The following is a 12,310-nucleotide window of genomic DNA, read 5'->3' as shown; positions in this document are numbered from 1 at the left end:
CACACTTGCGACATTAGTCTAATACATCAATAAAACATTAAATTTCTCATATATATCAAATAAATATGTTTATTTTCAGAATACTCACAAAAATTGACAGCTCAAAATAGTGAAAACTTCTGGTATGGTGTGCAATAACATAATAAAAATTGAATAAAAACATGACTGCTGCACTAATTTTTGTCGCTTTAGCGTACATTGGCATATTGTTTTGGCTAGCAAACTGGGGCGATAAAACCACACCGCTGGCAAAACGAATTAGCCATCACCCTTTTGTTTACTCCTTTTCGCTGGGTATTTACTGTACTTCGTGGACTTATTACGGCTCTGTTGGTACTGCAGCTACCAGCAGTTGGAGTTATTTACCCATTCTACTTGGTCCTGCACTGTTGTTTTTTTTCGGACAAGGATTTTTGCGCAAACTGGTACTAGTGAGTAAAAAACAAAATATCACCACCATAGCCGATTTTATCTCTGCCCGTTATGGTAAGCGTCAAACCACCGCCATTATGGTGACTATGATTGCGCTACTAGCAACTATTCCTTATATCGCCTTACAGTTAAAGGCACTGAGCAACAGCTTCTTACTACTACAAAGTGACAATAAAATATCGGGTTCAATGGTCGCGCTTTCTGCCACCCTGATCATGGCTATGTTCGCAATATTTTTTGGCACCCGTAAAGTTGATGTAACCGAATACCGTTCAGGATTAATGCTCGCAGTCGCATTTGAATCAATGATAAAACTACTGGCACTAGTAGCAGTGGCGGCTTTGGCGGTGTACACCTTATATAATTTACCCACTGCTAATGAAGGACAAATAAAAGAATCTTTATGGCAACATTGGAATAATTTTAACTTTTTAAGCTTTAACTTTATTGGCCAATCACTGATGGCCGCTGCTGCAATCATCTGTTTGCCACGACAATTTCACGTTACTGTGGTTGATAACCAAGACAAACGTCACCTATTTACCGCTCGTTGGGCATTTCCACTGTATTTACTGCTGACTGCAGCAATGATTTTACCAATAGCCACCGCAGCTATTCATCCACAGATCGGCAATAGCTTCTCTCCTGATAGTTTTGTATTGGCACTGCCATTAATGAATGACAATGCATTGCTTACCACGTTTGTGTTTATTGGCGGAATATCTGCGGCGACTGCGATGATTGTGGTTGCCACTTTGACCCTAAGTACTATGATCTCAAATGATGTGGTATTACCGCTGATGCTGCGACGTAAATTCAAACGCAACCTGATCACCAGCAGTTATAAGCCACAAATATTACTGGTAAGGCGTTTTACCATCGCCGGTATTTTGATCTTATCGTATTTTTATCAGCAATGGTTTGGTCACGGCAAAGCACTTGCCAGCATGGGATTAGTGGCATTTTCTTTGGTAACGCAATTATTACCGGCCATTGTGGGCGGCCTATACTGGCGCAAAGGTCATGCCTACGGTGTTTATGCTGGTTTATTAGCAGGATTGATTTGTTGGATATTATTTTTAATGTTACCTATTTTAGATGCAGGTAATACACTTGACACCGAACTACAACAAACCCTTATTACCCGCGGCACACTGATCGCTTTATTTGCCAATATTGGCTGTTATATTAGTTTTTCACTGGGAGCTGATGAGCGGTTAATTGATAAAATTCAAGCAGCAGCATTCGTTAATCCCAAGGAGCAAGCAGTACTTGCAAGACGTTTAAACAAAAACGTAAAAGCCACGGTATACGATTTTAAAGTACTGTTACAAACCTTTTTAGGAGTCCAGCGTAGCCAACAAGTATTGACGCATTTTTCACTAACTCACCAACTCGGAGACAATAACACTCACCCCGATCCTGAGTTTATAGCTTACTGCGAACGCGCCTTGACTGGTGTATTAGGCGCCTCTTCAGCGCAAGCTTTGATCCACACGGTAGCATCGGGCAAGCGAATGGCATTTGAAGAAGTGGTTAACTTTTTTGATGAAACAACGCAAGCACTACAGTTTAACCAAAACCTGTTGTTCACCTCTTTAGAGAATCTCAGTCATGGTATTTCAGTTGTTGATAAAGAGCTTAATCTTGTTGCGTGGAATAAGCGCTACGCAGAGATGTTTAATTACCCCGAAGGATTTTTAGAAGTAGGTCAACCGATTGAGCAAATTATTCGTTACAATGCCGAGCGCGGCGAATGTGGCCCTGGTGAAATAGAACGCCAAGTAGAAAAGCGCGTGCAACATTTAAAAAATGGTAGTTCGCATCACTTTATCCGTCACCGTCGTAACGGCCTAGTGTACGAAATGATCGGTAACCCACTGCCTGATGGCGGCTTTGTTACTAGCTTTTCAGATATTACCACTCACATTGCCACACAAAATGCACTTGAAGAAGTGAATATGGATTTGGAAAATCGTATTGAAGCGCGTACCCAAGAAATTCGAACTATCAATAAAGATCTCGAAGCACAAATAGAAAGCCGCGTACAAACAGAGCAAGCACTCACTTTAGCAAAACGAGAAGCAGAGCAAGCCAATGACAGTAAAACCCGCTTTTTAGCTTTAGCAAGTCACGATATTTTGCAACCGCTCAACGCCGCCCGTTTATACCTTGCTGCGATAGATGAAAAATCCCTCGCTGATAATAATATCAATAACTTCGAAAAGCTCGGTGCCAGCCTCGATTCAACAGTGCATTTAATGTCAGCCCTATTAGAAATTGCCAAACTTGAACAAGGTGCGATGACCCCCACCCCTCGCCATTTTAGTATTGATGATATCCTCGCACCACTGCGCAATGAATACGCCATTTTAACAAGCGAAAAAGGCCTCAAGCTCACAGTGCGCAGCGGACAGCATATTGTCCACAGTGATATCACCTATCTACGGCGAATTGTGCAGAACTTAGTATCAAATGCAGTTAAATACACCAATATGGGCAAAGTATTAGTAGCCTGTCGTAAACGCAAACATCACCTGCGCATTGAAGTGTGGGACACCGGCCCTGGCATTAGCGAGGTAGAGCAAGCAAAAATATTTAACGACTTCTACCGCGTAGAGGCCTCTGACAATAAAGGCGTTGGCCTTGGCCTTAGCGTAGTAAAGCGTATGGTAGATTTACTGTCGATTCGCTTAGATGTGCGCTCAACCCCGCAAAGAGGTAGCTGCTTTAGTATTGAAGTCCCTTATGGCGAAAGCCAATTTGTTCAGCAAAAACACGTTACCAATAGCTTGTTTGAAGAGCGCTCTGCAATGAATATCGTTGCCGTTGATGACGACCCTGAAAACCTAAACGCCATGGCCAGTTTATTACAAAAGTGGCAAGCTAATTATCAGTTGTTTGATCAAGTTGAAGGCGTACTCGCATACGCAAATGAACACAGCGCACCGGATGTGATATTAATGGATTATCAGTTAGGCCATGAACACGATGGTATTACATTAATTAAAGCCCTGCGGGAAATTTGGCAAACCAATGTGCCGGCAATTTTAATCACCGCAGTACGCGACGTAGAGCTAAAACAAGCGACTAAAGCCGCTGATATTCATTATTTGTCTAAACCAATCAAGCCAGGGAAATTAAAAGCACTGCTGAATCATAGTGCGTGAAGTTAAAGGGGCTAGGCAAAAGGTTAGAACAGATTGGCGTTAAACAACATAACTAAGTACACCCAACAATCTTATTGGGTGTACTGCTTGAGTTAAATTACCCCGCTGGTGCTTTACTCCTGAGCTTTTGAAACAGCCAGCTTAGGCCAACGAGCGACAGGCCTAAACCAATAAATGATACAGCTTTGAGCAAGCCGGTCAGGCTTGCCATATCAATTAAGAATACCTTCACGATAACCGCGCCGAGAATGCCTAAGCCGACTTTTTGTAGTAGCAACTGTTGTTTTAAATGCCCGGTAATGACCACCAACGCGCCAAGTAATAACCAAATGATCGAATAGCTGTATAGCTCGGCGTCACTGGTCGCTTTATCAAGATAAATGAACCCGCCTTGCCAATATTGGCGGATCAATGTGTTGATAGCTAACACTGCTAATAAGCCTGATGCACCTAGTACTATTTGACTAAACTTAGCATTAAGTGGTTTAACTAATTTAGCCAACCACAGTGTAAGAATACTTGGTACGAGCCAGGTTAATAACAGCCAATTAAATAATGGCATTTCACCAACGTAAAGGCGTATAAATAGTGGATTTTCATATAATGCTGTACTTATCAACAACAAGCCAGCGAGTCCCGCAAGTGCAAGCCCTGCAATGCGATAAAGTTTACCCAGTTGCCCTGCGCTGTGTGACCGATGCAAATAAACGCAGCCAAGTACTAACCAATTACAACTGAGTAATACCTGCTCATAAAAGCTTAAAGAAGTAAGCTGTGGATAATGCCCGACTAATTGATAGCTGGTCTCGGTAGTGATAAATAATGCTAAGCAATGTAATGCAGCCCCTTCGAGCCAAATTTTCATATCTGTTTGTTGCCACTGTTTTGCGGCAAACCAAAATAACCCAACCGCTGATGGATACACAATTGCGCTCCAATGTATTGAAAATATGGTTAGATCAAAATAATGTGCCGTCCACGGTGCAAAGGTTAGCCTTGCCAGCACCACAGCCACCAGCACTTTAATAGGCCAATACGGCATAGGCACATCATGGCGTTTCACCAGATAGCTAATAACCAACACTTGAGCAGCCAGTGCGAGGGTTAACCCGCTATCGGCTAATAACATAGTTAAACAAAGAGTTATATTAGCATTAGCGCCAACCCAATAACTAAACTGCTGCCATTGAGTGTGAGCTGTTTGTGCGCGTTTAATTAATACACCACTCGTAACTAGCAAAAATACAGTCCATAGCGGATACGCAACGCCTAAGCCTTGCTCGGGTGTTATGGTATAGAGCGTTGCAATCAAGGTAAACACACTAAACGCAGCCACTAAATGAAACGTTAAACGTTTATAGTAACGCGCGCCAAAATAAAGCCCGTATAGACAAAGCCCAACCGCGAGTAATAACCCTACGCCATACATTTCCCTAAATACAAACAAATGATCATTGCTATCGACACTATAACGTTGTTGGCTAAGGACTAATAACATCGCAACCACTAACGCCACACCTTGCCAAAGATCCCAACGACTATTTTGCAGCACTAAAAATAACAGCATGACGATTAAACACACCATCACAATTTGCCATTGTAAGCTCACTGCCTCTGCCATTATCGTCAGCAATAAAGGAATTACTATCGCTAGCAATAACGGATGATCCGGCTGTAATTTTAATAATCGCTGTAAACTATGTGGGCGATATTCTAATAAACGCAAAGTTAAACCTAATCGTGCAATGGCAATTAAACCAATAATAGAGAGCAGTGCAAAACCACCAACAATCCAATATTGCTGCGTATTGATTACACTCAGTGCCACCCAATACCAACCTATATGCCCAGCCCATAGTAAATACCACAACCAATTACGTTTTACTTTTTGCGCCACTAATACCGCAGCAAAAGTAACAAAGCCAATGTACATCAATAACGCCATTAAGTTACCACTGCCAGTATTAACCCAAATCGGCACGCTGTAAGCGCCAACTATGCCAAGCACGGCCAATAAAGGCCCTAAACGCAGCGCCATAGAGCTTGCAGCCAGTGCAATTACTGCCAGCATCACAAACGCCACGGTTGGGCTTAACATGGCATAGCTTGAATAAGCTAATAACGTTAATGCAAAGCAGCTAATAAACCCGCCACCTGCAAGTGCTGCAGGCACGTAATTATTAAAGCCTTCGAAGACAATACCTTTTCTATGTAAATACTCGGCACCGGCAATTAATGCGACACCAAATAAGCCCCCTAAGGTGAGTCGTAAGCTTGGTGATAATAAGCCGGCATCAAGACTGTATTTTGCTAAAAATATCCCCCCAAAGGCCAGCGCGACGCCGCCAATCCAGGTCATCCAATTTTCTTGGAACTGTGTTTTTAATTTACTAAAGAATATATCAATAACTGAGGGAGAAGCTTGTTTCTGGCGAGAAGTTGTTATTATAGTCGGTGCGGTGTTTACGTATTTTTTTACCGGTGGTTGCTGATGTAAAATTGCCTCAGCTTGGGATGATCGTTCTAGCGTAACCGGATGCTCTACTTGCGGCTCAGTTATATTAGCAGCAATGTCTCGCGGCACTTGATGCTGCCCGGTATTGTCTACCATGACTCCACGCAGTTGTTTTTTTAATATCGCAATATCTTGCTTTAACGTACTTATTTGCATTAAAGCAATAAGACCGGCAATAGAGCCTGCGACTACAACTAACGATAAAATGACTATGAGCCCTAAAATATCGTCCATTTTTCAATCCTTGACTGCTTTTAATATTCCCTTATAACGTAAAGTGTATTGAAAATATACCCAAAAATCTCAGCCTCGCTATTACGAGGCTGAAATTAAAGTAAGATTACTCTACCGAATCAGTAACCGTTCGCTCTAGCGTCATTTTATAGCCAGTGCTGGTTGTTTCATCATGCTCAAGAATTAATATGTAGTTACCTTCTTGGCTAAAGTCCATATCGCCTTGTTGCATGAGTACAATTTGCTGGCCATTATCTTCATAAAGCACATAAGTGGTGTAAATTTCATTATCGACAACCTGATCTTCTTGATCATACTGATCGATGCCATCAATAATATTTTTAGCATCATCTACGGTTTCACCATTGAGGGTAAATACCACATCAACGTCAGTAATATTTTGCCCCGCGTAACTATCAATTAAATTAACGACTGTCACCTTATGACTGTAGCTACTAGGCGTTAAGGTTTCTTTTACTGTCATCATTCGCGGGCCGTAATCTTTATCTTTATAAAAAACACCAACATTACTTTGCTCGCGCTCAAGGGTTAGTAAAAAGTTATCAACAATTGCATTTCCTTGCTCATCTAACATAGCAATACTGTAACTGTTTGGAGCAAGCTCAATGTAGTTTGAGTAGCTGTCATTAGCGGTTACTTGCGAAGTGCTGCTTGCGCTCCCCCGCGTTGCACTAAAGCTAGTTTGCGGGTAATCATCAATAGTATTGATAAAACGCAATTGCCCTTGGGCATTTTGATGTTTGAGCGTGGTTACGGTATTGCTTGAAGTAACGAGATCTAGCGTAATACCATGTTCTTCAGTGGCGTAACTTGATCTGATCATCGCAACATAACTGGCATCATCATTTAGGTAAATCGAAGCAGACTCAAATAGCACATCAGTACTGCCGCTTTGAGTTAAATACAGTGTGTAATATCCTTCATCAAAGCTTTGCAGTGCCAGTTCGTTTAAATACCGTGGTGATGCAATTAACTCAGCGGTTTCAAATAAGCCATCATCATTTGCTAAATACACATCAAAACTAATGTTTTCTCCGGCAATATTAAAGAAGCCTAAATTAACAGCCCCTTCATCACTGCCGGTTGGTACACTTAACTCACTGAATGTTGGCTCTGAAAAATCGCCATCCATCACCCATAATTGGGTCATGTCGTCTTTTACCGAAACTGCTTTTTCACTGATCGTTATATAACTGTCGTTTGCATCAAGGTACTTAAAGCTCACATCATAGTTATTAGTACTGTAATTATGACGAGTGGTAACGCCACCAAAATCAGTGCCTGAACGCTCAGCATCGTCGATAAATAAACGGGTGTACGGGCTATTATAAGAGCCATTGTATAATTGGATATAACCACTTTTACTCGAGCTTGAGTCATCGCCAGAGCACGCAGTAAGGGTTGCAAGTAAAGAGGTTGTTAGTGCAGTTTTAAATAACGGGCTACGCATGGAATCAATTCCTTATTGTTAATAGTTTGAATTTGACCATTAACAAAAGCAATAATTCCATAATTTACAAAGCATTACCTCCACTTGCAAATATTTACGTAACCGTAAATAAATGTACAAAGATGCAAAAAAATGCACAGTTTTACACATTAAAACAACAAAAAACCAGCGTAGTTACACTGGTTTTTATGCAGAATATAAGTTTATCGAGTGCGTTTAGAAAAACTAAAACTACCTTCATCAATAATACTGCCAGTTAAATCTCGTGGCGTGGTATAAAAGCTCACATCTAGCTTATTGGCTTGATTATCCAAACTGATGTGACTAAACCCCCATACAAAGCTTTTTGACCAAAGCAAATCATATTCAGGGTATTGGCGTTCTTGAAACTGTGCAAACGGGGTATGTTTACCACGCATTTTAGACGCAGCGCCAGAAATGATCAGCGGCAATTTGCCAACGCTATTACCGGTATCAAACTTTGAGCAATCATCGGTTAGTAACTCTAAGTCATGCTCGTGGCCGGCAATATAACCATCTGCATATTTGCAAAGAGTTGGCATTAGTAATTTACGCAGTACGTGGCCTTCACTATATTTAGTGCCCCCAATTGACCATAAAATATGATGCCCATAAACCAGTTTCCATTTAGCAGTCGAGTTTGCAATGCCTTGTTTAAGCCATATAAGCTGAGCTAGGTCTTCATCGTTTTGTGGCCCTTCATGGGGGTCATGTACTTCAAGATCTGCGCGGCCATCACGTATTGCTTGTTGCTCATCTGCTTCACTGCCATCTGGGTTTAGCGGCACATCATAATAACTTTGCCCTGCCAGTAACATATTAGTGTCGAGCACAAAAAATTCTACATCGTTACCCGGCTCACCCATTTTGTAGCTATAGTAGCCTTTTTCGTCTAGGTAAAAGTTCGCTTGCTCTGCCATCCATTGCGTTTGTACCGCTACGCCTTTGCGCGAGCTTTTCCAATCATGATTACCTAATGCGGAATACACCACTAAATTAGGCTCAGCTTTAAATAATGGCTCAAGCGGCGCATACACTAAGTCGTGTAAACGTTTTTGGTCGTCTTTACCATCATTAGCATCGGCACCATCAGGGTATACGTTATCACCGAGCTGAATAGCAAATTGGCACGCTTTTGTTTCACACAATTTTGCCATTGCGATCCCCACAGCCTGAGCGCCACCTTGCTCTGTAGCAATCTCAGTGCCTGGATAAATATATATTGGTGCATGGTCAAATTCATCGCGAGGGCGATAATCCTCTAACCAATCAGCAAGCTCTGCGGCTATAAACTGTTGCTTGTTTTTAGGGTTGGTTATGTGTTTAGTTTTTGGATAGTCAACATGATAACCACCATCACCAAAAGCTAAAAACTCAATCTTGTCGGAGGCTTTGTTACTGATACTTGCGACGTCAGTACTGCTTTGTTTGTTACTTTGAGCTGTACAACCCACCGTTGCTAAACATGCGGTTAGTGCAATATATAGAATAGTTTTATTAATCATAATATCCTCAACAATGAGCCTACTGTTAAGCAGGCTCATATATTCACCTTACAAAGAAGATAACGTAAAACCTAGCTCAAATGTACGACCGTAAGATTCGTACTGGTAGTTGTAACGTTTTTCGCCGTGGTACAAGTACATTGGCTCATCTGTTAGGTTGGTGGCATTGAAATACACGTTCATATTATCGTTTAAGTAATATTTACTGCTGAAATCCAATTGCATGTGGCTATCTTCATAAACCGCCATATCAGCATCATCAAACTGGAAACTCTCACTCTTATATGATGCGCTTAAACGAGTGCTAATAGCATGATTTTCAAAGCCCACAATGATATTTGCCACTGTGTCTGCTTGATTTGGTAATTTTTCATCCGCATCAATAAAGGTTCCGTTTGCACCAAGCACAAATCCTGATTTAAAGGTTTTGTTCCAGTTTAGCTCGATCCCCGTTAATGACGCTTTACCGCCATTAACCATTTGCACTACTTCGTCAAAACCATCCCAATCACCGTTATCTTGTACTTCTTGTTGAATAATAAAGTTGTCGATGTCTTTATAGAAAACACCAGCAGATAACACCCCAATGGAACCTGGGTAATATTCGATTGATGCGTCTAAGTTCATTGATTCATAAGGGTCAAGAGCTGGATTACCGACTTCAGCTTTACGCTCTGTAACCATTACGCCTTCATCTTCAACTGTTTCAGTTTCAATTAATTGGTAAGCAGCCGAATCGCTAAAGGTTGGCCGCGCGATAGTATTGGTATAAGCAAAACGGGTCACTAGTTTATCGCTGATGTTATAGCGTAAATTTAAGCTTGGTAAAAAGTAGTCATAATCTTTACTTACTTGCCAAGGCGTTGTGGTAACCGTTTCTGTATCACTTACTTTATCGACTACTAAGTCAACTTGGTTACCTTGCGTTTCAAACTTAGTACCTTCATAACGCACGCCCGCGACAACATGTAACTTATCAATATCCATACTAACCATCGCATAAGCGGCGGTAATATCTTCATTACTTACATAACTTTGACCATCAGATTCAACTTGTGACTCATTACTATTGAAAGCAAACGCCTCTTTATTTTTTCTCACAAAGGCTTGAATCGCGCCGCGATCAAGGCCCGGTCCAAAACTTCCCAAATCAAAGTCAGGTGCAGGCGCGACAAAGTCGCTACCAAGAGCATCTAAAAAGTCGCCATCATAAATAGCAACCTTTACATCATTACGCTTTTCGCGATTTTGATGTTTGAAACCAAACTTAAATTCACCATTATTATTTTGCCACACAAAATCACGGCTGAAGTCGAGTTTAAAGCTAAGCTCTTCGTCTTCACTAAGGTTATTGGCCGCTTCAATTTTATCCATCTCAAACAGGCTTAAATCGTGGGCATTAGTCGATTGGCTTAATAATGGAGTATCAACGCGCGCAATGTAGCCCATATCAATATCTTTACCAGCAAAGGTCACATCTAAGCGGTTTGGCTCTTTTTCTTCTGATTTAGAATAACCAACATTATATTCAACAAACCAATTATCTAATTGATTTTCACCACCAAGTACCAGTGAAAGAATACTTTGTTCTTCATAACGGTCTTTGGTATCGCGGTCCATTTCTGCACCACTAAAGTTTGCACCGCTCTCGTTGCTATCTAATAGTTTGCCATCGCTAAACTTATACTCATTACGTTGGCGATACTCATCATCAGAAAAGTCACTATATAGTGTGCGTAAATAATATTTATCAGTGGCGCCGCTGTGTAAATCTAAATTAAGTGCTGCACCTAAACGCTCACGGGTAATTTGATACTGGCGTTGCTCAATTTCTTCAGCGCCAAATAATGAGACCTTGTCGCCAGTTGCTGCATCTTCAACATCAAATTCACTCCAACCACCGTCGGTCTCCATATTACGTGAACCAAAATCACGCTTAAACCACGAAATAGCTGTTGCTACACCTAGATCAAGACCACCATCAAGCTCATAAACATTAGTGTAACTACCTGAAAGCTTCGGGCTAGTTTTTGACTCTAATTCGTTATATGAGCCCTGCGCAGTAAAACTATAGCTTTCACCTGCTTTATCAAAGGCACTTAAGCTTTTTACTTCGATAGAGCCACCAATAGCACTGGCATCCATGTCTGGGGTAACAGTTTTACTTACTTCTAAACTTTGAATTAGTTCACTTGGCAATACATCCATCGCCACAGAGCGAACACCGGCCTCAGGCGACGGCACATTTAAGCCATTAACCGTAACGTTGTTTAAATTTGGATCAATACCGCGAATACCAACAAATCGCCCTTCACCTTGGTCGCGAGCGATAAAAATACCCGGTAAACGCTGTAATGCTTCTGCTGCGTTTTGATCAGGGAACTGGCCAATCGAGTCTGCACTGACTACCGATTTTAAATTAGTTGCGTTTTTTTGGCGGTTAATTGCGCCTGCTTGGCCAGCACTTTGGCCATAAACAATGATATTGTCGATGGCTTCTTGTTGCTCACCAATTATAATTTGTTGTGTAAAAACTTGTGAATCAACCACCGTAATTTTTTGTTCTACCGAGGGGGCACCAATGTAATCAACCACTAGGGTGTAATCACCCGCTGGCAACTTATTAAATGAAAAAGAACCATCGCGGTTACTTACCGTATTTAAGTTTAACTCTTTAACCGATACTTTCGCGCCGCCAAAATACACACTTTGGCTGGCATCAGTGATGCGACCTTGCACACGACCATCCGCTAAGGCTGGGGTCGCATATAAAATACCACAACACGCTAATGCAATACTCGATTTGATAAAAGGGTTCATAATTGTTCTCTTGGTTGCTGCTAATGATTTTGATTGTTTACTTGGCCATGCTTGGCTCGCAGCAACACCCTAAGGGACAATCATGAAAGAAATATGTCAGTACCCGTTACGTCCTTGATAATTAGCCATTGTAAGGGCATTT

General features: G+C 41.4%; 5 protein-coding genes. 1 reads left to right on the top strand and 4 read right to left on the bottom strand.

The annotated features are described in order from the left end of the window. Positions 1-161: 161 nt before the first annotated feature. Complete coding sequence (locus H5187_RS04305) at positions 162-3,602, top strand: PAS-domain containing protein (protein ID WP_182797576.1); 3,441 nt, start codon at positions 162-164, stop codon at positions 3,600-3,602. 97 nt (positions 3,603-3,699) lie between these two features. Here the strand turns inward: H5187_RS04305 and H5187_RS04300 are convergent, their stop codons facing one another. From H5187_RS04300 to H5187_RS04285, 4 genes are all read right to left on the bottom strand, one after another. Further along, positions 3,700-6,351, bottom strand: a complete 2,652-nt coding sequence (locus H5187_RS04300; RefSeq protein WP_182797575.1) for a DUF2339 domain-containing protein — start codon at positions 6,349-6,351, stop codon at positions 3,700-3,702. A gap of 106 nt (positions 6,352-6,457) precedes the next feature. Then, positions 6,458-7,822, bottom strand: coding sequence for a hypothetical protein (locus H5187_RS04295; RefSeq protein ID WP_182797574.1), 1,365 nt, complete (start codon positions 7,820-7,822; stop codon positions 6,458-6,460). 203 nt (positions 7,823-8,025) lie between these two features. After that, the gene (locus H5187_RS04290) at positions 8,026-9,348 is read right to left on the bottom strand and encodes a metallophosphoesterase (protein WP_182797573.1); all 1,323 of its coding nucleotides are present in this window, start codon (positions 9,346-9,348) and stop codon (positions 8,026-8,028) included. A 48-nt stretch (positions 9,349-9,396) separates the two neighbouring features. Beyond that, entirely contained in the window at positions 9,397-12,168 is a 2,772-nt protein-coding gene (locus H5187_RS04285; protein ID WP_182797572.1) for a TonB-dependent receptor, read from the bottom strand. Between the last annotated feature and the right edge of the window lie 142 nt (positions 12,169-12,310).

This window comes from Pseudoalteromonas sp. SG44-1 (assembly GCF_014164315.1).
Classification (GTDB): domain Bacteria; phylum Pseudomonadota; class Gammaproteobacteria; order Enterobacterales; family Alteromonadaceae; genus Pseudoalteromonas; species Pseudoalteromonas rhizosphaerae.
This window is presented reverse-complemented; position numbering and strand designations above follow the sequence as displayed.

Coding starts and splice junctions, on each gene's coding strand:
- H5187_RS04305 (WP_182797576.1), top strand. CDS start 162: ATGACTGCTGCACTAATTTTTGTCGCTTTAGCGTACATTGGCATATTG.
- H5187_RS04300 (WP_182797575.1), bottom strand. CDS start 6,351: ATGGACGATATTTTAGGGCTCATAGTCATTTTATCGTTAGTTGTAGTC.
- H5187_RS04295 (WP_182797574.1), bottom strand. CDS start 7,822: ATGCGTAGCCCGTTATTTAAAACTGCACTAACAACCTCTTTACTTGCA.
- H5187_RS04290 (WP_182797573.1), bottom strand. CDS start 9,348: ATGATTAATAAAACTATTCTATATATTGCACTAACCGCATGTTTAGCA.
- H5187_RS04285 (WP_182797572.1), bottom strand. CDS start 12,168: ATGAACCCTTTTATCAAATCGAGTATTGCATTAGCGTGTTGTGGTATT.